The organism is Streptomyces sp. GLSS-08 (genome assembly GCF_056387915.1).
In genome coordinates, this window is the sequence record NZ_JBWJAQ010000035.1 from 25,314 (window position 1) to 48,052 (window position 22,739).

Below are 22,739 nucleotides of genomic sequence, written 5' to 3' on the forward strand. Positions count from 1 at the left end.
GTATTCTCTCGCGGAGTCGCCAGAGCGCGGCGATGTGGAGGGATTCATAGTGGGGCTCATCGACGCCGTCGGCCGGGCGGCCGACGGCGTACAGAAGCAGTTTCCGCCTCCTGCCGCGCCGCGTGGAGAGGGTTTGGCGCAGATCCTGCTCGTCGAGGACGACGACGGGGACGCTGTGCTGGTGGAGGAGCTCCTCCACGACGCCGCCCCGGCCACTGAAGTGCGACGGGCACGCACCCTGGCGCAGGCCCGGGCCATGCTGGAAAGCGCGCAAGCCCCGCAGTGTGTCCTGCTGGATCTGCACCTTCCCGATGCGCAGGGTCTTGATCTGCTGCGGGATGTCCTTCATGCGTCACCGCGCGCGGCCGTGGTGGTGCTGACCGGGCTCGCCGAAGAGGGTATGGGGCTGTCCGCCGTCGCGGCCGGCGCGCAGGACTACCTCCTCAAGGGACTCATCGAGCCGTCCGCACTGGGGCGGGCGATCCGCTACGCCATTCAGCGCCGTCAGAGCGAGCAGGCCGCGGCCGCCATGCAGGCAAGCCGCCTGCGCGCCGAGGAGAACGCACGCCTGGAACGCGGACTGCTGCCCTCTCCTTTGCTGCGGTCCCAGACGGTGCGCGTCGTCACCCGGTACGAATCCGGGCGCGCCAACGCCCTTCTCGGCGGTGACTTCTTCGATGTCGTCGAATCGGCGGACGGCAGCGTGCACGCGCTGGTCGGTGATGTGTCGGGGCACGGACCCGATGAAGCCGCGCTCGGCGTCTGCCTGCGGGTGGCCTGGCGCGCCTTCACTCTGGCCGGAGCCCGGGGCAACGACCTCATGCACCTCATGGAGGAGATCCTGTGCGCCGAGCGTTCCTCCGCTGAAATCTTCGCCACTCTCACCACCGTGACCTTCGCCCCGGACCGGGGTACGGCGCTCATGCTGCGTGCAGGTCACCCGCCCGCTTTCCTCATCACCGGCGCGCAGGGGGCACAGCTGCTGCAGAGCCCCGGCGGGCCGGCCTTGGGCATACTGCCCGCCGGGCGGGCCCGCTGGCCGCAGAGCCGTGTTGCGGTGCCTGGGACCGGAGCCCTCCTTCTGTTCACCGACGGCCTGTTCGAGGGCCGCACAGGGCCGGAGGGACAGCGTCTGGGCGAGGAAGGCCTTCTCGCCATCGCCCAGGACCACGCGCACCTGCCGGCGGAGCAACTCCTGGACACCCTCATCGCCCGCACGCAGGCACTGTCGGCCGCCTACGGCGGGCACATCGACGACCGCGCCGTCGTACACCTGGACTGGAACACGAAGTGAGTACCATCAGCCCGCCTGTCGCCCCGGCGGCGAACGACTCCGCCGCGCCCGAGGGCCTGACGTGGGCCGCCCGTCTGACGGTTCAGGGCTGGGTTCACCTGGGCCTGGCACTGATGGGAGTGATCCTGCTCGTGGCCGCGGCCATCGGCTCCCAGCAGCTGGCACAGACCGCCCAGCTCTCCGACCGGATCATCAGCCAAGTCCAGCCCGCCCGAGCCGAGGCCCTCCGCATCCAGACCGCGCTGGTGGACCAGGAATCGGGAGTACGCGGCTACGCCATCACCGGCGACCGGCGATTCCTCAAGCCCTACACCGACGGCCTGCAGTCCGAGCAGGCACACGGCCGCACCATGCGCGGCCTGATCGCGCATGACAAGCAGCTGAAGACCGACCTCGACACCCTCCTCCAAGCGGCGGACGACTGGCGCCGCCGTTACGCGACGCCGCTGATCACCGCGGCGCAGGCCGGATCGGTACGCGAGGACGACCGGGCCAGGATGGAGGAGGGACACCAGACTTTCGAGCACCTCCGCACCCTGTCCAACCAGCAGAACACGCATATCGAACAGGTGAGAGAGCAGGCCAAAGCACAACTGGCGAACGCCCGCTCCGTCCGCAACTGGTCCTTCATCGCCATGCTCAGCACCCTGTTCCTCATCGGAACAGCCCTGGCGGTCATGCTCCACTTCATCGTCGGCCGCCCGCTGGGCCACATGCGCGCCGACGCCCGGCGAATCGCCGACGGCGACTTCGGCCACCACATCCGCGCCCGCGGCCCCAGCGACCTGCGCTTGGTGACCCTGGGCGTGGACGACATGCGCCGCCGCATCGTGAACGAACTCGCAGCCTCCCGCTCCCAGCAGCAACGCCTGGCCCAGCAGGCACAAGACCTGGACGCCCAGGCAACCGAGCTGCGGCGCTCCAACGCCGAACTCGAGCAGTTCGCCTACGTCGCCTCCCACGACCTGCAAGAACCACTGCGCAAGGTTGCCTCCTTCTGCCAGCTCCTGGACAAACGCTACGGTGAGCAGCTTGACGGCCGGGGCAAGCAGTACATCGACTTCGCCGTTGACGGCGCCAAGCGCATGCAGGTACTGATCAACGATCTGCTGACCTTCTCGCGGGTCGGCCGGCTCAACGACGCCCGCGAAACCGTCGCCCTCGACACCACCTTGGACAAGGCACTGGCCAACCTCAGCGTGGCCGTGGACGAAGCAGGCGCACGCATCGAGCGCCCCGAGGAACTGCCGCGCGTCACCGGTGATCGCAGCCTGCTGACCATGCTGTGGCAAAACCTCGTCGGTAATGCCATCAAATTCCGTGCCCCCGACCGCCCCGTGGCCGTGCACATCACCGCCGTCCGCGACAGCCACGAGAACGCATGGCGTTTCTGCGTCACCGACAACGGCATCGGCATTCCCGCAAAATTCGCCGACAAGGTCTTCGTCATCTTCCAGCGCCTGCACGGACGCGACGCCTACACCGGCACCGGCATCGGCCTGGCCCTGTGCAAGAAGCTCATCGAACACCACGGCGGCCACATCTGGATCGACACCACCTACACCGGCGGGGCCCGGCTGTGCTTCACCCTGCCCGCCCCGCCCCACGACGAACAGCCGCCTGCCACTGAAGGAGCCCTTGCGTGAGCACCCCGCCCCTCGAGCCCATAGAAGTCCTTCTGGTCGAGGACGACCCTGGCGATGAGCTCATGACCCGTGAAGCATTCGAAGACAACAGGATCGGCAACACCCTGCACGTCACCCGCGACGGCGAGGAAGCCCTCGACTTCCTCTACCGCCGAGGCGAGCACACCGGCGCACCACGCCCCGACCTGATCCTGCTGGACCTCAACCTGCCCAAATACGACGGCCGTCAAGTTCTCGAACGCATCAAGTCCGACCCCGACCTCGCCCACATCCCCGTCGTCGTACTGACCACATCCGCAGCCGAGGAGGACATCCTGCGCAGTTACCGGCTCCACGCCAACGCCTACGTCACCAAGCCCGTCGACCTCGACCAGTTCGTCTCCGCCATCCGGCAGATCGACGACTTCTTCGTGACCGTCGTCCGCCTCCCCCGCACTTGAGCGAAACACACGCGCCTGCAGCAGCCCTTGCGCCCCAGGTTCCTCAACCCGCCCACGGCGTGCTCAACAACAGTGACCGGAGGAAGGAACGAGAAGGCGCCCCCCGGGCTATCGCCAGGGCCGGTCGTCCCACAAGCCAGCGGGCACGGACCACGCGCGCTGTCCTGAGCAACGCCCTATCGGTCAGGGACAGCGGGCGAGGACGTCGTCGATGCGGGAGGCGTCGGCCACCCAGGCCCCGGCGGCCAGCGCTATGAAGCCGAGGCCTGTTCGACAAAGACCCTCCACTCCGTTCCTCTCTCCCGCAGTTGTTCCCAACTTCTGCTGACTTCCCTGCACTCTCAGCTAAGTAGAAAGGAGGGCCCGCCTTGCCTGCGACGCTGCCCTTGCCCCTCGAATTCCGGTTGCCGAAGGGCTGGCTTCCGGCCCGTCCGGAAGGCTTGGAAGCCACTGCTTCGGACGTGGCCTTCGCCGCCGTCCATCCGCAGCCGGACGCCGGGTTCACGGCCAACATCACCATCGACGGTGAGGTGCCGTCCGCCAGCGCGTCGTCGACCGACCTCGCTGACGCGTCCGTGGCACGTCTGCGCGAGGTCACCGAAGCCGTGGTCGTGGATTACCGGCGAGAAGTCGGCTCCGCAGACGCGCCCGCACTGACCCAGCGGCTGGCCTTCACCGTCGTCAGTGACGGCGTGCGCCGCGATGTCGTCCAATCGCAGGTGCAGTATCGAGGAGGCTGCCGTGGACATTGATCGGATAGGGCTGGCCGATGTCCTGGTAACGGCGGAGGGGGCCGCGCCGCTGCATTCCCTTGATGTCGTGGCGCGTAATCTGCGCGACCGGTTCGGCGCGCGATCCGTGTCGTTCCTGTTCGTCGACATCGTCGGCCGGCGCCTGTTGCGGGTCCATGACACGGCGGCAACCGATTACGAAGAGCGCCCCGAACAGGTACCCCTCGCCGGCAACAGCGCCTACGACGAGGTCCTGCGGACTCAGAAGCTTGTGCGGGCGACGGTCGGGGAGCAAGGGCAGCGGGTGCTGGCTCCGGTCAGCAACCGCGGCGACACCATCGGGGTCCTGGAGTTGTTCCTCAACCAGGCCACGCCGCAGGTGCTGGAGCAAGTGGAGGAGGCGGCGCATGCGCTGGCGTACATCATCGTGACCGACCGCCGCTTCACCGACCTCTACCACTACGGTAATCGCACCACGTCGGTCAGCCTGGCCGCCGAGATCCAGCGCCAGCTCCTACCGGCGGCCTCCTCGTGCGAGACGGCCGCGTTCGCCCTCGCCGGCGCCCTGGTCCCGGCTTCCGACATCGCCGGTGACACCTACGACTACAACCTCGACCACGACTTCCTGCACCTGTCGGTCACCGACGCCATGGGCCACGACGTCGACGCCTCGCTCATGGCCACCCTCGCGGTCAACGCCTCCCGCGGCGCCCGCCGCGCCGGCGCGGACCTGGTAGAACAGGCCCGCCAGACCCACCAGGCGCTGCTCGATCACGGCCGGCAGACGTTCGCCACCGGCCAGATGCTGCGCATCGCCCTGGACGGGAGCGGCGCCCAGCTCGTCAACGCCGGCCACCCTTGGCCGCTGCGGCAGCGCGATGGCGCGGTCGAGGAGATCAAGTTGCGGGTGAACCTGCCCTTCGGCATCGCCAGGCCCATTCCGTACCAGGCGCAGGACATCGACCTTCGCTCCGGCGACCGCCTCGTGCTCTATACCGACGGCATGCAAGAACACCAGGCGGCCACCGTCGACCTGCCGGACCTGCTGCGCAAGACCGCAACGGATCACCCGCGCGAGGTCGTGCGCACTTTGGTCGGCGCGGTCACCGACGCCTACGATGGCCTGCCGCCGCGAGACGACGCCACCGTCCTGTGCCTGGACTGGCACGGCCCCCACAGAGGTACCGCAGTGGGTTCGGCGTAGTACTTCAGGCGCCCACTTCCGTACTGTGGGGCCGGCTGCGACGGGGTGGCGGCCCCTGCTGCGGCCGGCCGCCGAGGGCGGGAAGCTCGCGTCCACGGCGCAGGCGAAGAGGGGCGCCTTCACGGTGCGGGATCTGATGATCCGTGACGGGATTGCTGCCCGGCACGTCGGGCAGCACGGCGGCCAGGCCGCCGATGCCGTCGGGAAGGACCCGGCCGGGCGGATGTTCGTAGCGCAGTGCAAGCACACCACCGTCGCCGGCTGGGTGGTCTCGCGCAGTCAAGGGCACTGCCGGACCCGTCCACGGCGCCGACATCGCCTTTGTCGTCACCAACGGCGATTGCTATTGGGGGCGGCGTCCGGTGATGTCTCCGCCGGGGTCGTCGGGTAGGGCTATGCGGGCGGTGATGCGTTTGCCGACCGGCTCCCGCTGGACCTCGAAGCCCTGAGCGACGGCCATGACGATCTCCAGGCCGTGCTGTCCGACTCTGTCCGCATCGGCGGCCCGGGCCACAGGCAGGACGGGATCACTGTCCCACACGATCACTTCCACGACGGCGCCGGCGATGCGCAGTTCCATCAGCACGGGGCCGGGGGCGTACTTGCGGGCGTTGGTGACGAGCTCGCTGACCACCAGCTGGGTCAGGTCCATCGCGCGCGCGGACACCGGGATGCCGTGCACAGCCTGGACGCGGGTGAGGAAGTCCCTCGCGCGGTGACGCGCCTCAGCTATGACGTGCCCGTCGCCGTCCAGAGCGACGGTGTCCTGTATCGGAGGTGCGTCCGGCATCACGCTGGCCTCACCCTCGGGGACTGATTCAGCCGACTCCACCCTTGTTCCCCCGTTCACACTTCCTGCGCGTACCCATGCCTCACCTGCCCCGTGGGAACCGCAGGAACCGCATAACGGGCCGCACGCATGTTCGCCGTAGCATCGACGCAGGATACCGGCGCACTATCGCGCCGGGGCCTTGAGGTCCCATCAGCGAGCACAGTCGAGGAAACAGTGACAGACACTCACGGAGCAGCCCGGCCCGGCCAGCTGTCGGTCGATCACACTGCCGTCGACGGCATCCGGGTGGTCACCCTGCGCGGCGAGATCGACCACACCGTCAAGGACATGCTCAGCGAGGCCCTCCTGTCCCACGACGGCGCGGCTCCGCCGCGGACCGTGGTGGACCTCAGCGGCGTGACGTTCATGGACTCCAGCGGCATCAACATCTTCGTCGCCGCCCACAAGAGCATGAGTGACGCTCAAGGGTGGCTGCGTATCGCCGGCGCCCAGGAGTCGGTGCTGCGGCTCCTTGAGATCGTCGGCCTGGACGACGTCATCGGCTGCCATCCCACGGTTGAGCAGGCCCTGACCGCCTGACCCGCGCCGTGCCCGGCCACGGTGTTCTACCCGGCTTCCGTGTCCAGGGCATCCCGCCGACGTGAGCGCCGCTGCACGGCCGCCTCCAACTCCCGCCCCACCGGCTCCGGCAGCGGCTGCCCCAAAGCCCAGGCGATCACCGTCTCAGCCACCGTGTGCAGTTTGGTGTTGGTGCGCTGGGACACCTCACGCAGCACGTCGAATCCGGCGGTCGGCGCGAGCCGGTGAATCGCGGTGAGGACACCATATGGCCTGGTCCACCGTCGCGTAGGAAGCGACAGCATGCCGCAACTGCGCGTTCTCCTGCTCCAGTCGGGCGATCGCGGCGCTGTCACGTATGCCGCCGGGCGAGAGCCGCGGCACCCGGGAGGTCGTCATGCTGGTCTCCATACAGGGGCAAGGGTTCCTGTAACGCCTGCCCCCTACCGCGACAGCAAGACACCCTCAGTACGGCAGCGAAAATCACACATCCTGGGCTGGGGCTTTCGTCAGCCGAGGATGGCGAAGAGCCTGAGAGACTGGCTCCCCAACCCCTCCCGTCCCGGGTCGTCCTCAACTCGGCGCTCTCACCTGATCCGTGCATCCGGTGGCCACGTCCGCTAACAGTCCCTAACAAAACCGTTGGACGTGGCGGTGAGTGATCAGGCAGACGGCCAGTCCGAGGAACGCTTCGTGGATGTCGTCGCGGCGTTCCCAGCGGATGCGCAGGCGGCGGAAGCCGTGGAGCCAGGCGATCGTGCGCTCGACGACGTAGCGGAAGATGCCTAGGCCGGCGCCGTGTGGTTGGCCTCGCTTCGCGATCACGGGGCGGATCCCTCGCTGCCAGAGCAAGCGGCGGTACTTGTCGTGGTCGTAGCCGCGGTCGGCCAGCAGCGCGTCCGGCCGTCGGTGCGGTCTGCCGGCCCGGCCCGCTACGGCCGGAATCTTGTCCAGCAGCGGCAGGAGCTGGGTGACGTCGTTGCGGTTTCCGCCGGTCAAGGACACCGCGAGCGGGATGCCCTGGCCGTCGACGATGAGGTGGTGCTTGCTGCCCGGACGTGCACGGTCGACCGGGCTGGGCCCGCTTTTGGGCCCCGTCGGGCCGCGCGGACGTGCGAGGAGTCGATCACCGCCCTCGACCAGTCCAGCTGGTTCTTCGCCCGCAGCTTCTCCAGCAGCAGCACGTGCAGCTGGTCCCAGACGCCGGCCTCGTTCCAGGCCGCCAGCAGGTCATCCCCGACCCGAAGCCCAGCTCCTGGGGCAAGTACTCCCACTGGATCCCGGTATGCAGCACGAACAAGATCCCGCACAGGGCCTGGCGGTCCGGCACTCGAGGTCTGCCCTCGACCAGCTTCGGACCCGGCACAGGCAGTAACGGCTCGATGAGCGACCACAGTTCATTCGACACAATCCACGGTCGCGACAGACGTTTCCCCACGACCAAACCAACGAGCGGACAAGCCACAAGTCACATGATCAACAGCTTTTGTTAGAGCCAGTTAGCGGCCCGTTGCGGTCAGTCCGTATCGTCTTCGTGTCGGCGGCCGCCTCGACCGGCCGCTAGGACTGAGGCCCGGGCGCCCCGCGTTGTCATGGCCATCCCCTAAGATGATCGCCTAGTTACTGGATTTTCTCATGTGTGGGAACCGGGGGAGTAGCTCAATGAGGGATGGCCGACGGATCCGCGCGCCCAGGCGGTGGGCGTGTGCCGCTGTCGTCGTCATGACCGCACTGTCGGCGTGCGGCAACGGCGACACGGCGGACACGGCCGAAGCCGGAGGAGACGAGTCGCCGACAGCGTCAGGGACCCCCTCGCCGGGCAAGAACGCGACCGCCCAACCCGAACCGAAGAAGATGCCTTCGGCGCGCGAGCCCGTGCTGCACGTGGACGGCAAGTACACGTACACCGTCCAGATCCTCAAAGCCGAGACCGCGGTGAACGTCCCAGGCACTCCTCCGCCGGCCGGCACGATGGCGCTCACCCTGCTCCTGCGCGTGGAGGCCGAGCCCCGTAACCGCAGCATTCACGCGCCCTACGCAGCGCTGGCGATCGACTATCCGAGCCTCAAGGACGAGCTTAATTCGCACATCGGGGGCGTACTCGACGGCGCAACGCCGTACATGACCGAGGACCAGATGCTTTACGGCGGCGAGGGAGCGAAGGGTATCGACTCGGTGTTCGGCACCCTCCAGCCGAACACCGTGTACTACCACTGGGCCTGGCAGATCGTGTCGGAGAAGGCGAACCTGGAGGGCGCCACACTGTGCGAGGCGGGAATCTCGGATGTCAGTTGCATCCCCGTCGGTGACATCACCGCCGCCGAATAACTGACGCGGGGGCGCCTGGCCTCAGCCGTCCTTCTCGGTGTCGGTCCCGCCGTCACCGCCGCCCGCCGAACTCCCACTCGTGCACCTCACCTTGGTTGTATGGTCTGAGGTCGAAACTCTTCTCGAACTAGTACTGCAACGGTCTATGCCGTGACTGTTGGCCAGGTCTTTCGTTGGTGTGGTTATGGGTGGGGACCTTGCTGATGTCAGGTTGTGGGCGGGTGAGTTGGAGCGGTTGCACGAGCGACTCGTGCATCGGTTCAGCCGGAGTGAGCCGCGGGAGTCGGCGCTTGCGTATATGCAGGGGTTGGTTGCTCCGCTGGAGCGGAAGAACGGCTGGACACTGGCAGAACAGGCAGGTCACGCTGCTCCGGACCGCATCCACCGGCTGCTGAACCGGATCGACTGGAACGCTGATGAGGTCCTGGACGACGTGCGCGACTACGTGGTGGAGAACCTCGGTGACCCCGATGCGGTGCTGATCGTGGACGACACCGGCTTCCTGAAAAAGGGCGTCCGCTCGGCCGGCGTCCAGCGTCAGTACTCGGGAACGGCGGGGCGGACGGAGAATTGTCAGGTCGGTGTCTTCCTCGCCTATGCCGGTGCCCGCGGCCGCACGTTGATCGACCGCCGTTTGTATCTGCCCACGTCATGGACCGATGACCGGGACCGGTGCCGGGCTTCGGGCATCGAAGACACGATCGCCTTCGAGACGAAGGTAGTGATCGCGAAGGCGATGGTCCGCAGGGCGATCGCTGAGAAGATCCCGTTCCGGTGGGTGACCGCGGATGCCGCCTACGGCTTCTCCAAAGGCCTCACCGTCCCGGCGTGCCAGTCTCCGTGGTCGTCAGGGCGGCGCGGGTAGTGGGTTTTGGCGCCGGGCGAGGCAGTGATAGAGGCGAAGGCCCAGAGGTAGCCGGGCGTGGGGGACGAACCGCCACCGCTGGCTTTCCGCGTTGTCGTAGTGCTCGCGCAGGATGATCCGAATGCTCCTGTGGACAAGATCCACTTGACGAGTTACTTCACTGGCCGATGAGTTTGTGGGTGCCGGCCGGTCCAAACTCGTGACGCCCGAGGAAAGGACACCGCCATGTCGGAGCTTCTCGTCGACTTCATCACCTCCCTCGACGGCTACGCATCGGGAGAGGGATGGCCCGGGTTCTGGGGCCTCGAAGGCCCGGAGTACCTCGCATGGCTCGGCGACCAGCCCGCGGCCACTTACCTGATGGGAGCGAACACCTACCGCTTGATGTCAGGCTTCGCCGCAGGCGAGGTCCCGAAAGGTCAAGACGAGTTCAGGCCCGAAGAAGAGGCGTCCGTCGACGAACTCACGCAAGCGCCCAAGGTGGTGTTCTCCTCCTCACTCGAGGAGCCTCTGACATGGGCGAACTCCACGCTCGTCCGCGATGACGCCGCCGAGGCGGTCCGCGCCATGAAGTCGAGCGGCTCGGGGCTCCTCAGCACGATCGGCAGCCTCAGCCTGTGCCGGTCCCTGCTACGAGCCGGACTCGTCGACCGCTTCCGCGTCGTGATGTTCCCGGTGATCACCGGTGCCACGGGCGAAGAACGCATCTACGACGGCTATCCGGACGTTGCCCTCGAGATGAACGAGCACCGCACCTTCGACGGCCGCATCCAGCTGGTCGAGTACAGGCCCCGCGTGCTCGAGCACCCGCCGCTCGGCGTCCCTGCGTGACGTCGCCCCGTCCGCCGGTCTGGACAGCCGCCAGGCCGGCACCGACGGGCGCGGGGAAGAGACCGTCCCAGCGTCCCCGCCGTCGCGGTACGCGGTCAGGAGGCCGTCGCTGTGCCACGTCCTGCCCAGTTGCCCCGGCCGGTCGTCGAAGGTGAAAAGCAGCGTCGGGGCGCCCGAGGGTGTTTCGTGTTGGACGACTCTCTGCATGAGCATGTAGGCGGGGGTCCGCGACTCTCAGCTTGAACATGATTGGTGATCTTGACGGGTGGGTTGGTGCCGCTTCGTGTGCGACGACACGGTGAACACGAAGGAGCTTTGGGAACGTGGTTGTCGGTGGCTGACGGTCTTGGCATGATCGCGAAGTGAGTGGAAGCGCGGACCGAATTGCCTTGTGGGGGCGTTCACTGTTTGAGCGTCAGCGGGACCCGGTCGTGTGGGCGGGCGGGGTGCTCAAGGCTGCTTCGTTGACGCTGGGAAAGTCCCCGGAGATCCAAGCTGCGTTGGCTCTTGCCGTAGACAGCACGCAATGGCCGGAGGGCCGGGCGGTCTTCGATCGGATCCGTCAGCGCGGGCTCGACAAGGACAAGCCCCTGACAGATGCGGAGGACCTATGCTTCCGGCTCGCAGAGCTGGTAGCGAAGCTCGCGCACAATGCAGCTGGTCCGCCTCCGCCTTTCGATTATCACGCAGGATGGCAGGTGGGGCCGATCGCTTACCGTCTGGCCGGCGAGTTGAAGGATCAGGCTCTTCGCCACCGCCTGGCTGCCGCCCTGGACGGGTGGCCGGAAGCTGAGTGATCCTCCGTGATCGCCCGGACGCCACATGATCCTTTAGATGTTTGGGCAGGCTGGCCGTGCTTTGTCCGTGCTCGGGAGGTGAGCACGCTCCACGTTGCGGAGGCCACCGGGTGCTGATCGTGGACACGGACGTGCTGCTGGTCGAACAGCATTTGCGGGAAGGCAAGTTGAAGTGCCCGTCGTGCAAGGGGGTCCCCGCGCCGTGGGGGCACGGCCGCCCCGGGAAGTACGCGGTGATCTCGGGGCCCGATTGTCCGTGCGTCCTCGCCGGTCGCGATGTTCGGGCTGCCAGGTCACTCACGTGCTGCTGCCGGCGGCGATCTGGCCGCGCCGGACGCGGCCGAGGTGATCGCGGCGGGGCTGGAGATAGCGACCCTGGGGATGGGGCACCGCCAGGTGGCCGCGCATCTGGGCCGGGCCGAGGGCACGGTCCGCGGCTGGATCCGCCGCTTCAGGGGACGGTCCGAAGACGTTCGCCGGTACTTCACCGTCGCCCTGGTCGCGCTCGCCGACGACCCGGTGATGCCGGATCCGTCCGGGACTCCGCTGGCGGACGCCGTCTCAGCGGTCGTGGCCGCCCATCGGGCGGCCACGACGAAGTGGCCCCGCATGCACACGGTGTCGCGGTGGGAGTTCACCGGCCAAGCCATAACAGGACGCGTTCTGACCTGCCCTCTTCCTGCTAGTTGATCAACACGTGTCCTGTCTCACCGAGGGCTGGTCGTTCTCAACGAAGGAAAGGCATGGACCGCGCGAGGACGTCTGCGCGCGAAAAACCCGCTCGGGTCGGACGAGGAGGCCACAGGACAACTGCCACCGACTGGTTTCGGGCGCACCGTGCCCATCCTCGCGGCACCCCTGGCCGACGTCCTGCGCGACGGGCCCTCAGCACCCCTCTGGCGGCGGTACACAGTCCCAAGCTCCGCGTCGGATGGATGCACTAAGCCGGTTCGTTTGGATCACTACCGCTGGCCGAGGGTGTCGCTGATGATGTCCGTGTGACCAAACGCATCAGCGCTCTGATCTCGGCCTTCGGCGTCCTTACCAGCGTAACGCTGCTGGTTCTTGCCGTTCGCGAGTACCGCTCTGGGGCCTCGGTTCTCTGGCTCGTGGCTGAAGCCGTGATCTTCCTCAGCGCTTCGTACGTACTCGTTCGGGACGCGCGGCGGCTCCGCACCGGGCCGGCCTCCTGACAGCGGCGCCGTTCCAACCAGCTCCGCCAGTCGTTGTCATTGTCCGAGGCGGTCGGACCGCGGCCGCCGTGCCTCGCGGCTGATCTCGCCGCGCTTCTCCAGCTGCCGCAGCTGGTAGGCCACCGACGACGTGCTCGCCCGACCGACGCTACGAGCGATCTCCCGCACCGTGGGCGCTTCACCCCGCTCTACGATCTCGCGTCGGATGCAGGCAAGGATCTGCTCCTGCCGCGCACTCAAGTACTCCAGCTTGTGCCTCATCCTGCTCGCCTCCCCCGGGTGCCGCTTCCTCGCGCAAGCTGCTCGCGCAACACCGCCCAGCCCGCCGTCGGGCTGCCGGGCCGGTGGGACCAGTACGGGTGGTCCAGCAGGCGGGCCTGCAGCTGGACCAGGTCCCGGCGCAGTCGTGCGCTGTGCACCGGCCGTGCATGGGCGAGTGCCTGGTAGGTGCGGGTGTAGGCCACGTGCAGGGCGACCAGATCCGGCGGGAACGAGCGGTGCGTCATACACTTCATTAGAGCACTTGTTCGAATTACTGCGCACCGTGACACTCCGACCGCCAACGAGCCGAGCCCATGTCCGACGACCTGCCGCCCCTTCCGGATCTGCGCTGGTCAGTGGCCCGACCGGCCCGCTCACCCCGGCGTTGTTCACCAGCCCGGTGTCCGGCCCCAGGTGCGCGGCGGCAGTATCAAACAGACGGTCCGCGTCCGCCGCATCGGCGGTGTCGACCGCGACCGCGACGGCCGCCCGGCCCAGCGCGCGCACCCCTTCGGCCACGCCCTCGGCCGCCTCGGCGCCCGAGCGGTACCCGACGGCAACGTCGTGCCCTTCGGCTGCCAGCCGCAGGCAGATCGCCGCCCCGATGCCCCGGCTGCCGCCGGTGACCACAGTCACCCGCTGCCGCTCTCCCTGATCCGCCATGTCCGCTCCTCCGAGCTGGATTGAACCCTCCCCGTCGATCCCCGCCCCCAGCGCCCGAGGTGCGGCGTTTACGCAGGTGATCGTGGTTGCCGCGAGCCAAGGCGGCTTGTCCCGGCCACCGCGTCCGGTCGACCCGAACAGCGTCGGATGCTACGGCTCACTGAGCTCCTCTGCCCGATCGGACAGTTACGTTCCGTGATGCACGAGATCTGCCGATCCCGGCTGCGAGAAGGACAATTCCCGCAGATTGATCACGACTCGATACGCGCCCTAGTTCTGTTCTCGAGGTACCGGCCCGGCCGCGTTCCTCGAGTACGCCACCGACAGCCGCTGTACCTCTCCGAGATGACGTACGCCGACGACGTCCCAGGAGCACGGCGCCGAACCGCCACGCCTATCCATCACGACCCCCACGTGATGGTGGCGTGGGCGGCGGTGCGCTTCGTGCGTGCGGGTCGCCGGTCATGGTGGACGCGAGCGTTCCCCAGGTCATGCCGTCCTGGCGGGCGGCGACGGTCAGGTGCCGGACGCGGCACGCATCGACGCGGGCGAGAGCCCGGAAGCCACGGCCGTCCGGGAGCTGGCCGCGGAGACCGGCATCCACGCCACCGAGGAGGACCACCTCACGCTGATCGACGTCTACGCCGCCGCCGGGTCGTGACCTGCGGGGGCGGTACGGGGCCGTCGCCTACGCGATCAGCGTGCCCGCCGGCACCACCGCCCGGGCCGGGGACCGACGTCGTCGCCGTGCAGTGGGTGCCGCTCACCGACCCCGGCGCCCTCGCCTTCGACCACGAGCAGGTCCTCGCCGACGCCCGAGTGGCTTTGTTCACCGGTTTCGGTTCTGGCAGGACTTTTGTGACGGGCACTCTGAGCAATAACAGAGGTGCTTCTGGGCGTCATAGGAAGCTGCAGGAGGAAGAGCAGGATGGGGCCGACCGGATTCGAACCGGCGTCCTCCCACATGCGGTGAAGGCGCGACAACCACTGCGCTACGGGCCCCATCCCGTCCGGGATCGTACAAGGCTCGGCACCCCGCCGCCTCGAATAGTCGAGGGCTGGCGAACCACTCAGCGTGACGGCTCCACAGATCTTGAGCCAGAGCCCGAGAAGGCTCTGGCTCATCTTCTGTGACGCGACCCCGTGAGCCGGATTGTCATGGACGTTCTGGGACAGGCGAGAAGGGGACCAGCCGAAGGGGACAGGAGGACCTCATGCAAGGTGGCATGACGCCGCTGAGGAATCGCTACCTTGCTGCGTGCTTCATCGTCGTCATGTACCTGATGATTGGCGCCCTGTTGGCCGGCTTGCTCGCTGCGGCGCTCTCGCCCAGCGGCGTGTGGGCAGGAGCGGCAGCTCTCATGGGCGGAGCCCTTGGGGCCGGCTTCGGCGTGTGGCGTCTCCGACGGACGCCCGAGGATGAACGCGCCGACGACCACATCTACTAGGCACGGGGCCGTCGCTGAACGTGCGCCCGCGTCACACAACTCGTGCCAGAACCCGTTCTCATGGACAAAACCGATGGGGTGACGGCGAAAGCTCGCAGGCGAGTCCTCGCTACCCCCAGGTCTGGTGGCACAGGTTCACGATGCCCGAGGACGCAACTCCGTCGGCCTTGCGGCACAGCCGGCGCATCTGCTCGGGCCCGGGACGCGGGCGAGGGCGGCTGGGTGCGTGGCGCGGAGCGGCCGGCGCTTGGGGGCGGGAGCGTCGGGGCGTGACCGGGCGGGGTTTGGAGTGCACGGGGCGGTCGTGCTGCTGGGCAACTGCGGGCGGTGCAGCAGTCGCCCGGCGCGGACGTACCGGGGTCCGCGTGTGAGGCCATCCCTTGCGGTCGTCGCCCACGCGCACCAGCGCTTCCCGCGCGGGCGCCTGAGACACCCGGATCATGGTGACCGGCCCGGACAGGCGCTGCGCTCGCACAGGCGGATGCGCGGAAGGTGACTCCACTCCTGGCCGGGCTGGGACAGTTACGCACCCCGTAGCGGTGATCAGGACCAGGACCAGAAGCAGGAACAGGCGATGGCGCATCTCCTCACGTTCCCGGATGGGCCGACAGTGCGGCTGGCGGCGCGCAGCTGAGCCACTATAGGTCGAGTGACACAGGTTGGCGGGCCAGAGGTGATCACCCGGCATGCGGTCCCGAATCCGGCAGGGTCCCTCACGTGATCCCTTGTTGATGCTCTGACCGGGCGGGGTTGAATGGTCGCCATGGTCTGGACGTTTCCTGAACCGATGCTCACCACCCCTGTTCCGGGCTCAGACCTACCGCCTGGGCACGCTGCGGAGCCCAAGTGGGCCGGTCATAGGGCGCAGCTCGCCCGCTTTGCCGACGGACGAGTGCTGCTGCGTTCGCGCCGTGGCACCGATTCTCCTCGCGGCCGATGTCGTCGATCGGGCCGAGAATCGTCCAGCCGGGCCCGAGGGGGCGGGTGGAGCGGAAGCCGTGGGCGTCCGCGTACTCCTCGGCCTCCTCCGTGGTGTCCTCGGGGGCGCGCATGATCGTGTAGCGCGGGGGGAGCACGGAGAACGAGACGTCGCACTGATCGGGTCCTCGATAGGCGGGTGGATCGCACTCGAGATGGCGGTGCAGGCCGCCGATGACGAACGGTACGCAGAACTGATCGGGTCCGTGGTCGATATCGACGGCGTCGGTGCGGTCGTGGAGGGCGAGCCCGTCGCGGACTTCTTCGCCCTCGACGCCCGCGGACTCGCCGAGGCGGCCTGGCACGACCCGGAGCGCGGGGCGTGACGGTGGCACCCCGGCCATGGCGGGGGGCCTCCGTGCGCTCATGTCCCCGCGTCAGCTGCTGGTGTCGGCAGAAGAGGGACGAACGAGTGTGCGCAGTTCAGTGGCGCATGCCAGAGCGATGCCTATGCACATCGCCGTGGCGGCGGTGATGCTCAGCGTGTCCGGGCCGAAGGTCTCTTCCGCGATCTTGGCCAGGAAGTGACGGCGACGGCGACTTCTCCCAGGGCGAGGACCGCGAGCCAGGCGATACTCAGGGCACGGGGTGCGCTTGTCCGCGCTTTGTCCAGTCCCAGGAGTGCGGCTCCTCCCGCCCATGTGAGGACCACGGCGACGCCGACCGCGGCATGCAGGGTCCCGCCCGAGCTCGAAGGGTTGGTGTGGTCCAGCTCTGCGGTGTCGGGTGCGAGAGCGAACATGGCTTCGAGCAGTGCGACGTACGCGAGCTGAACCAGGATCAGAACGGGTGCAATGCGTCGGCTGAGTATGTGCGTCATGGCCAACGCCGTGCATCTTCGCTTCATGTTCCCCCTGTGTACTTCGCCGATCAGCCAGAAGGGTGATCAAGTCGGGGGACAGTACGGCTTCAAAGCCGTGGCCGCCTGTGACTTCGAGGACGAGTTGCCCGCGTACCATGATCATTCCGCTGAAAAACCGAGGTCAACCCGGCCGCGTCCTGTTCACCCGGCCCGTGCTCAGAGGTGGCCGTCCAGGAACTCCCGTACCTCGGCGATGGTCATGGGCCCCGTGCCGTGCGCCACCGCCTCCCCCTCCTTCAGCAGGACGCAGGACGGGGCTTCGGTGATCCCGTATCGCTCGGTTGCGGCCGGACAACGCGTGATGTCGGCGCGGACGGCCGTCAGACGGCCCGCGTAGTCGTCGGCGATGCCACCCACGACGAGGTCCATCACCCGGCAGGGCTCGACTGCCTTGGGCCATGTCCCGGTGAAGTACGCGAGGACCGGAACTGCGCTCATCCCTAGGATGAAACTGAACTCCGCGTCCTCACGGGGTCGGTGAACCCGCTTCGCCATGGAAGCTCCTGATCTCACGTCCGTTGTCACCTCCCATCATCCCCCGCGCGTGGGCCGGGCCGGCCCGGTCGGTCGTCCGGCTGGCTGGCTGGCTGTCGGAAGGGAGGGAGGCACAACCCCCGGTCTCAGCTCGCTGATACCGCTCTTCTGCGGGCCGCATGAGCCGGCTGATGCACCGAGAACCAGGCAGTACGCGTCAGCTGACCCGAAGACCGACCGCCAGCGTCAGTTCAAGGACCCGGTGTGGCGATGCGAGATCCGGAAACAGCCCCCGCAGCTGCGACATCCGGTACCGGACCGTCTGGGGATGGACGAACAGCGCCGCCGCCACCTCCTCCCGCCTGCCCTGGTGCAGCAGCCACGCCCGCAACGTCTCCTCCAGCCGCCGTGAGGTCGCGGCGGGCAAGGTCCGCAATGGTGCGAGGGCTCGGGCACGCAGGTCCGCGAACGCGTCCACGTCGGCGCTCAGCACCAGCTCGGGCAGGTGGTCCTCGGTGTCGCGAATATCAGAGGTGAGGGAGCGCGCGCGTACGGCTCGTGCGTACGAGGCGGACGCACGAGTCCATGGCCGGGCCGGGCCGACCACGGCGGTGCGGTCGGTCAGCTGCCGCAAGAGATGTGATCGGTCGGCATCGGGGACGAGCAGCACACCGGTGGCGTCCGGCAGATCGTCGAGGACGAGGGTGCTCGGGTCGAGTGTGCGGTAGGCCGGCCGGGCCTGGGCGGCGGGCAGCAGGACCGCGGTCAGGGAAACCGGAGGCTGCCACCCGGCCCGTTGGACAGAGGCCCGCAGCACGTCCGGGCTCGCGCCGGCGAGGAGGTCGCGGGCCAGGTGTTCCAGGTGGCGCTCGTGGGCCCTGCCCCGGGCGGCCAGTTCGTCGGCGTGGCCCGCGGCGCTCGCGGCGGAGAGCTCGTCGATGTAGGCGAAGGTCAGCTCGGCGAACTTGGCGACCTCGGTGGCGGGCAGACCTGCGGGTACGGCACCCGCTGCCAGGCATCGCCAGGCCACGCGGGCGCCGACGCGGTAGGCGCTGAGCAGGGCGTCCATCGAACGGCCGTCGCGCACCTCGCCGCGGCCCAGCTCGTAGGCCGCGTCACCGGCGTCGCCGCCTGTGGCGTTCCCGCTCGCGAGGTCCAGGTAGTGCCCCAGGGCGGTACGGACGGCTCGGCGGATGGTTGCGCCCATGCGGCCCGCGAGGGCGTTGGCGTAGGGAGGGACCTCGTCGATGATCGCTTGGACGACCTCGTCGGCGGTGGTCTTCAGCGCGGCCCGAAGTGCGGTGACCGTCGTGTCGTCCAGGGCCAGTTCGCCGGCCTTCCGGATTGCATGGTTCACGTTTTGTTCCCTGCGAACAATTCAGCCGATCAGATTTACGTCCTGCGGTCAGGACTTTACGCCTTGGGGCGCAGCAAGCTGGAGTCATGACGAGTGCAGCCCTCCGCAGCAGGGCGTGGAAACTGCTGGAGATGGTCACGACGCCGCTGCTGCCGTCGGACTACCTCGACCTGGTCAGCCCGCTGCGTGCGGGCGCTGACCTGCGGGGGCGCATCGAGGCCGTGCACCCCGAGACGGGTGACGCCGCGACTGTCGTGATCAGGCCGGGACGGGGCTGGCGCGGCCACACAGCCGGTCAGTACGTGCGGATCGGGGTCGATGTCGACGGGGTGCGCCTGTGGCGTGCCTACTCCATCACCTCGCCGACGAACCGCCCAGACGGCCGCGTCACGATCACCGTGAAGGCGATCCCGGACGGCAAGGTCAGCAACCACCTGGTCCGCAGGGCGAAACCGGGCACGCTGATCCAGCTCGACCATGCGACCGGTGACTTCGTGCTGCCGCAGGCCAAGCCCGCCAAGGTGCTCTACCTGACGGCCGGCAGCGGCATCACGCCCGTGATGGGCATGCTGCGCGACACCGAGTTCGACGACGTCGTCATGGTCCACTGCGCGCCGAGGCCGCAGGACGTGATCTTCCGCAGCGAACTGCACGACCTGGTCGCGGACAAGAAGCTGCGGCTCACCGAGGTGCACACCGACACGGACGGCACGCTCGACATCGCCCGCCTCGACGAACTCGTGCCCGACTGGGCCGAGCGCGAGACCTGGGCCTGCGGGCCCGTGGGCCTGCTCGACGCCGCCGAAGAGCACTGGGCCGAGCACGGCGTCCAGGAGCGCCTGCACACCGAACGCTTCCGCCCAGGCGTCGTCGTCGCCGGTGACGGCGGCGAGATCACGTTCAGCGCCACCGGCAAGACCGTCGACGCGGACGGCGCCACGCCGTTGCTGGATGTCGGCGAGGAGGCCGGCGTGCTCATGCCCTCCGGGTGCCGCATGGGCATCTGCTTCGGCTGCGTCACGCCGCTCAAGGCGGGCGCCGTCCGCGACCTGCGCACCGGCGAGATCACCGAGGCCGAGCCGGGCGTCCTCATCCAGACCTGCGTGTCCGCCGCGGCGGGCCCCTGCGACATCGAACGGTAGGAGCACCTTGACCGCCATCGACCCCACCGCCCACCTGACCGCGGAGCAGATCGAGGAGCTCGGCCGCGAACTGGACGCGATCCGCGACGAGGTGATCGCCGACCGCGGGGAGAAAGACGCCGCCTACATCCGCAAGGTCATCTCGGCGCAGCGCAAGCTCGAGCTGGTCAGCAGGGGCGTGCTGCTGTTCTCGTTCTTCCCGCCCGCGTGGCTGCTCGGCACCGCCGGTCTGTCCGTGGCGAAGATCATGGACAACATGGAGATCGGCCACAACATCCTGCACGGCCAGTGGGACTGGATGCGGGACCCGAAGATCCACTCCACCACCTGGGAGTGGGATCACGTCTCGCCGGCCGACCAGTGGAAGCACTCGCACAACGAGCTGCACCACACGTACACCAACGTGATCGGCAAGGACAACGACCTCGGCTACGGCATCATGCGCGTCGACGAGGACCAGAGGTGGCACCCCTTCCACCTCGGCCAGCCGCTGTGGAACTTCCTGAACGCCTGCTTCTTCGAGTACGGCATCGCAGCGTACGACCTGGAGCTCGGCAAGAACCTGAACAAGCGGCGCCGCAACAACCCGGAGTTCCGGGCGCGGGCCAAGGCCGTGGGCCGCAAGATCCGCAAGCAGGTGCTCAAGGACTACGTGATCCACCCGCTGCTGTCGGGCCCGTCGTTCCTCTCCACGCTCGCCGCCACGTTCACCGCGAACCTGGTCCGCAACATCTGGACCCACTCGGTGATCATGTGCGGGCACTTCCCCGAGGGCGTGCAGGTCTTCGAGCGCCGGTCGATCAAGGGCGAGACGCGCGGCCAGTGGTACCTGCGCCAGATGATGGGCTCGGCGAACATCAGCGGCAGCAAGGCCATGCATTTCATGACCGGCAACCTGTCGCACCAGATCGAGCACCACCTGTTCCCGGACCTGCCGAGCAACCGGTACGCCGAGGTCGCGGTGAAGGTGCACGCGCTGTTCGAGAAGTACGAGCTGGAGTACGTCACCGGCCCGCTGCCCAAGCAGGTGTTCTCCGCGTGGCACAAGGTCTTCCGTCTCTCGCTGCCGAACAAGAAGCCCCAGGTCAAAACGCCGGACCGTGAGCAGGAGCTCGTCGCCGCCTGATCCCCGGTATTGATGCAGCCGTGCCGGCCGTGACGGCGAATCGGCGGCCCACGACGTTTTCCGAGTGCCCCATGAGGGCAATGATCACGGGCGCCGTTCTCAGATATTCCGCCACGCGTGCGCGTTCATGTGCGGCTGTCCGGCCCGAAAGCGCCACGATCTCCTCCGCGTTGTGGCTGAAGTGGGATTGGCTGGAGAGGTCACCGAAGAGACCGAGGGGGGTGACCTGGCGTATGCGACGCCCTTTCGGCCCGCACAGAGGGCGGCGTTGGGTGTCCACACGTTAACCCAGGGGAATGTGCCCGGGGCAGCGCCCCGGGCACACCCTCCAGGCCCTTTCGCCGGACTCTCGTCGGGCTGCTTCGGTGCGTCCAGCGGGCCTTCGTGCCATTCGCGGACCCTGCCGGTCCGCGGATCGAGGTCCACCTGATGGCCGCTCGCGTTTCTCACCTCCACACCACCGAGCGCTGGTCGGGAAATCCGAGTCAGTGACTCCAGTAGTCGCGTCGGGGCAGTTCGACCCACACATCGGGCGGTCCGGCCACGGCGCGCCTGTCGGCCGGGCGCAGTCCGGCGAAGGCGCAGGCGTAGGCGACGGCGTCGTGCAGGTAGAGGTATGAGGCCAGCACCTCCCCCGGGCTGTCGTTCTCGTCCGGCCCTCCGCCCGGGTGCAGGTCCGAGCCCTCGATCGTTCCATGACGGGCGATGCTTCCCTGGTCGCCGCTCTTGGGATTGGCGTAGAGGCCGTAGCAGAGGGTGCCGGCGGACAGCCGGGCCAGCACGCCCGGCATGCTCGGCGCGTACCCCCAGGGCTGGGTGACGACGCAGCCGCCCGGCACGGACGTCACGCCGACGATGTGCAGACTCTCGTCCACGTCGTACGCGTAGGGTTCCTCCAACAACTCCTGCAGCTCATCCAGGAGTTCGCCGTCCACCGGCGTCGCCTCAAGACGGCGCACCGCCTCGGCCGCGTCGATCCCGGCCACGCAGGCCAGCCCCGTACCGTCGTCATAGAACTCGCCCAGTGCCGTGGTGAGCCGATGGGCCTCCTGGGCTGCCGCACGCTCGGCGTCGGTCAGGGCCACCCCTTCCGGTACCGGGAACAGCTCAGGTGTCGGTCCGGCGAGGCTCAGCCGCCCCGGTGACCAGCCGCCGAGCGACAGCCGCCAGGGATCGGCCCCGGCGGCGGCGAGCGCTCGCGCGTTGGCCGGCTTCCTGGACACGACGGCTTCCCACAGTGCCGTCACCCCGTTCTCCAGCGCGTCCACATCCGCGACCCGGCGGGCCAACTCCGCGACGACCTCCGGGGAGCCGAGCACCGCCACCACGAGCGGCATCATGATCGATGTGCAGGCGAGGTTCGGCTACACCGCCGCCGTCGGCAGCACCGACCGGGCCCGCGTGCGCCACCTCACTCTCGCCCTGCCGCCCCGCCACGCCGCCCGCCTCCTTGCAGCCCAGGAGGCCGGTGTCGACGAGGACGAGCTGCGTCAGGTCGCCGCCGAGGCGCTGGGCGAGGTGTACTTCCGCGACGGCGGGCACCGCGCGGCCGACCCCCTCGACCGGACGCCTCGCACCTACCGGGCAGTGCTGCGCCCCGTCGGCCGGTGCAGGCGCCGGTCGCCGGTGCAGGGCGCCGGTCGCCGGTGCAGGCGCCGGTGGCGGCGTACGAGTCGGGGCTCGTGACGGCGGGTGGACGACGGCTACGTCCCGGCGGGACGGGGGTCATGAGGTGGCCGGGGGGGGCG

Annotated in this window: 23 protein-coding genes, 1 tRNA gene and 4 pseudogenes; 18 read left to right on the top strand and 10 right to left on the bottom strand. The window is 68.4% G+C overall.

Annotation, left to right across the window (positions count from 1 at the left end; translation table 11 throughout):
* Positions 1-133 precede the first annotated feature (133 nt).
* The 5 genes from AC0ZLC_RS33420 to AC0ZLC_RS33440 all read left to right on the top strand — a co-directional run bounded on the left by AC0ZLC_RS33420 (position 134) and on the right by AC0ZLC_RS33440 (position 5,315).
* Positions 134-1,294, top strand: coding sequence for a PP2C family protein-serine/threonine phosphatase (locus AC0ZLC_RS33420; RefSeq protein WP_476755684.1), 1,161 nt, complete (start codon positions 134-136; stop codon positions 1,292-1,294).
* A complete protein-coding gene (locus AC0ZLC_RS33425; RefSeq protein ID WP_476755685.1) occupies positions 1,291-2,940 on the top strand; it encodes a sensor histidine kinase in 1,650 nt (549 codons plus the stop codon). Before AC0ZLC_RS33420 ends, AC0ZLC_RS33425 begins: the two co-directional genes overlap by 4 nt.
* Complete coding sequence (locus AC0ZLC_RS33430; protein ID WP_476755686.1) at positions 2,937-3,380, top strand: response regulator; 444 nt, start codon at positions 2,937-2,939, stop codon at positions 3,378-3,380. The genes AC0ZLC_RS33425 and AC0ZLC_RS33430 overlap by 4 nt, the downstream gene beginning before the upstream one ends.
* 368 nt (positions 3,381-3,748) lie before the next feature.
* Positions 3,749-4,132: a hypothetical protein gene (locus AC0ZLC_RS33435; protein WP_476755687.1), complete on the top strand. Its 384-nt coding sequence runs from the start codon at positions 3,749-3,751 to the stop codon at positions 4,130-4,132.
* Complete coding sequence (locus AC0ZLC_RS33440; protein ID WP_476755688.1) at positions 4,083-5,315, top strand: PP2C family protein-serine/threonine phosphatase; 1,233 nt, start codon at positions 4,083-4,085, stop codon at positions 5,313-5,315. Before AC0ZLC_RS33435 ends, AC0ZLC_RS33440 begins: the two co-directional genes overlap by 50 nt.
* 343 nt (positions 5,316-5,658) lie before the next feature.
* Here AC0ZLC_RS33440 and AC0ZLC_RS33445 read toward each other — a convergent pair whose 3' ends face one another.
* Complete coding sequence (locus AC0ZLC_RS33445) at positions 5,659-6,105, bottom strand: ATP-binding protein (RefSeq protein WP_476755689.1); 447 nt, start codon at positions 6,103-6,105, stop codon at positions 5,659-5,661.
* A 216-nt stretch (positions 6,106-6,321) separates the two neighbouring features.
* Between AC0ZLC_RS33445 and AC0ZLC_RS33450 the strand changes: the two genes are divergently transcribed.
* On the top strand, positions 6,322-6,687 hold the full coding sequence (locus AC0ZLC_RS33450) for an STAS domain-containing protein (RefSeq protein WP_476755690.1): 366 nt from the start codon (positions 6,322-6,324) through the stop codon (positions 6,685-6,687).
* 26 nt (positions 6,688-6,713) lie between these two features.
* On the opposite strand, the gene AC0ZLC_RS33455 is transcribed toward AC0ZLC_RS33450, so the two are convergent.
* Together AC0ZLC_RS33455 and AC0ZLC_RS33460 are read right to left on the bottom strand one after the other, a co-directional pair.
* The gene (locus AC0ZLC_RS33455; protein ID WP_476755691.1) at positions 6,714-6,971 is read right to left on the bottom strand and encodes an ANTAR domain-containing protein; all 258 of its coding nucleotides are present in this window, start codon (positions 6,969-6,971) and stop codon (positions 6,714-6,716) included.
* Between the two features lie 325 nt (positions 6,972-7,296).
* Positions 7,297-8,092 (bottom strand): annotated as a pseudogene (locus tag AC0ZLC_RS33460) (IS5 family transposase).
* Positions 8,093-8,388: 296 nt separating this feature from the next.
* On the opposite strand from AC0ZLC_RS33460, the gene AC0ZLC_RS33465 reads away from it, so the two are divergent.
* The 6 genes and pseudogenes from AC0ZLC_RS33465 to AC0ZLC_RS33490 all read left to right on the top strand — a co-directional run bounded on the left by AC0ZLC_RS33465 (position 8,389) and on the right by AC0ZLC_RS33490 (position 12,680).
* Positions 8,389-8,994: a hypothetical protein gene (locus AC0ZLC_RS33465; RefSeq protein WP_476755692.1), complete on the top strand. Its 606-nt coding sequence runs from the start codon at positions 8,389-8,391 to the stop codon at positions 8,992-8,994.
* 184 nt (positions 8,995-9,178) lie between these two features.
* Positions 9,179-9,808, top strand: a pseudogene (locus AC0ZLC_RS33470) (IS701 family transposase); the annotation flags it as partial.
* A 276-nt stretch (positions 9,809-10,084) separates the two neighbouring features.
* Positions 10,085-10,690, top strand: coding sequence for a dihydrofolate reductase family protein (locus tag AC0ZLC_RS33475; protein ID WP_476755693.1), 606 nt, complete (start codon positions 10,085-10,087; stop codon positions 10,688-10,690).
* A 362-nt stretch (positions 10,691-11,052) separates the two neighbouring features.
* Positions 11,053-11,487 (top strand): hypothetical protein, encoded by a 435-nt coding sequence (locus tag AC0ZLC_RS33480; protein ID WP_476755694.1) that lies wholly within the window; start codon positions 11,053-11,055, stop codon positions 11,485-11,487.
* A gap of 276 nt (positions 11,488-11,763) precedes the next feature.
* Positions 11,764-12,177 (top strand): helix-turn-helix domain-containing protein, encoded by a 414-nt coding sequence (locus AC0ZLC_RS33485; protein ID WP_476755695.1) that lies wholly within the window; start codon positions 11,764-11,766, stop codon positions 12,175-12,177.
* A 308-nt stretch (positions 12,178-12,485) separates the two neighbouring features.
* The gene (locus tag AC0ZLC_RS33490) at positions 12,486-12,680 is read left to right on the top strand and encodes a hypothetical protein (protein ID WP_476755696.1); all 195 of its coding nucleotides are present in this window, start codon (positions 12,486-12,488) and stop codon (positions 12,678-12,680) included.
* Between the two features lie 36 nt (positions 12,681-12,716).
* Here AC0ZLC_RS33490 and AC0ZLC_RS33495 read toward each other — a convergent pair whose 3' ends face one another.
* The 3 genes and pseudogenes from AC0ZLC_RS33495 to AC0ZLC_RS33505 form a co-directional block, all read right to left on the bottom strand.
* Positions 12,717-12,941: a LexA family protein gene (locus tag AC0ZLC_RS33495; RefSeq protein ID WP_476755706.1), complete on the bottom strand. Its 225-nt coding sequence runs from the start codon at positions 12,939-12,941 to the stop codon at positions 12,717-12,719.
* Positions 12,938-13,186 carry a hypothetical protein gene (locus AC0ZLC_RS33500; RefSeq protein WP_476755707.1) on the bottom strand — a complete coding sequence of 83 codons (249 nt, stop codon included), beginning with the start codon at positions 13,184-13,186 and terminating at the stop codon, positions 12,938-12,940. The genes AC0ZLC_RS33495 and AC0ZLC_RS33500 overlap by 4 nt, the downstream gene beginning before the upstream one ends.
* Before the next feature lie 88 nt (positions 13,187-13,274).
* Positions 13,275-13,604, bottom strand: a pseudogene (locus AC0ZLC_RS33505) (SDR family NAD(P)-dependent oxidoreductase); the annotation flags it as partial.
* A gap of 448 nt (positions 13,605-14,052) precedes the next feature.
* Here AC0ZLC_RS33505 and AC0ZLC_RS33510 point away from each other — a divergent pair.
* Positions 14,053-14,265: an NUDIX domain-containing protein gene (locus tag AC0ZLC_RS33510; protein WP_476755697.1), complete on the top strand. Its 213-nt coding sequence runs from the start codon at positions 14,053-14,055 to the stop codon at positions 14,263-14,265.
* Positions 14,266-14,533: 268 nt separating this feature from the next.
* Here the strand turns inward: AC0ZLC_RS33510 and AC0ZLC_RS33515 are convergent.
* Positions 14,534-14,607, bottom strand: a tRNA-Ala gene (locus tag AC0ZLC_RS33515).
* Positions 14,608-14,818: 211 nt separating this feature from the next.
* On the opposite strand from AC0ZLC_RS33515, the gene AC0ZLC_RS33520 reads away from it, so the two are divergent.
* The gene (locus tag AC0ZLC_RS33520) at positions 14,819-15,052 is read left to right on the top strand and encodes a hypothetical protein (RefSeq protein ID WP_476755698.1); all 234 of its coding nucleotides are present in this window, start codon (positions 14,819-14,821) and stop codon (positions 15,050-15,052) included.
* Positions 15,053-16,185: 1,133 nt separating this feature from the next.
* Positions 16,186-16,356 carry a hypothetical protein gene (locus tag AC0ZLC_RS33525; RefSeq protein ID WP_476755699.1) on the top strand — a complete coding sequence of 57 codons (171 nt, stop codon included), beginning with the start codon at positions 16,186-16,188 and terminating at the stop codon, positions 16,354-16,356.
* Positions 16,357-17,048: 692 nt separating this feature from the next.
* On the opposite strand, the gene AC0ZLC_RS33530 is transcribed toward AC0ZLC_RS33525, so the two are convergent.
* A complete protein-coding gene (locus AC0ZLC_RS33530; RefSeq protein ID WP_476755700.1) occupies positions 17,049-17,387 on the bottom strand; it encodes a thioredoxin family protein in 339 nt (112 codons plus the stop codon).
* A 196-nt stretch (positions 17,388-17,583) separates the two neighbouring features.
* Positions 17,584-18,723, bottom strand: a complete 1,140-nt coding sequence (locus AC0ZLC_RS33535) for a PucR family transcriptional regulator (protein WP_476755701.1) — start codon at positions 18,721-18,723, stop codon at positions 17,584-17,586.
* A gap of 86 nt (positions 18,724-18,809) precedes the next feature.
* Here AC0ZLC_RS33535 and AC0ZLC_RS33540 point away from each other — a divergent pair, with 86 nt between their 5' ends.
* Positions 18,810-19,865: a ferredoxin reductase gene (locus tag AC0ZLC_RS33540; RefSeq protein ID WP_476755702.1), complete on the top strand. Its 1,056-nt coding sequence runs from the start codon at positions 18,810-18,812 to the stop codon at positions 19,863-19,865.
* 7 nt (positions 19,866-19,872) lie between these two features.
* A complete protein-coding gene (locus AC0ZLC_RS33545) occupies positions 19,873-20,991 on the top strand; it encodes a fatty acid desaturase family protein (RefSeq protein WP_476755703.1) in 1,119 nt (372 codons plus the stop codon).
* 485 nt (positions 20,992-21,476) lie between these two features.
* Here AC0ZLC_RS33545 and AC0ZLC_RS33550 read toward each other — a convergent pair whose 3' ends face one another.
* Complete coding sequence (locus tag AC0ZLC_RS33550) at positions 21,477-22,331, bottom strand: ankyrin repeat domain-containing protein (protein WP_476755704.1); 855 nt, start codon at positions 22,329-22,331, stop codon at positions 21,477-21,479.
* Between AC0ZLC_RS33550 and tpg the strand changes: the two are divergent.
* Positions 22,312-22,539 (top strand): annotated as a pseudogene (gene tpg / locus AC0ZLC_RS33555) (telomere-protecting terminal protein Tpg); the annotation flags it as partial. The gene AC0ZLC_RS33550 and the pseudogene tpg overlap by 20 nt on opposite strands.
* Positions 22,540-22,739: the final 200 nt, after the last annotated feature.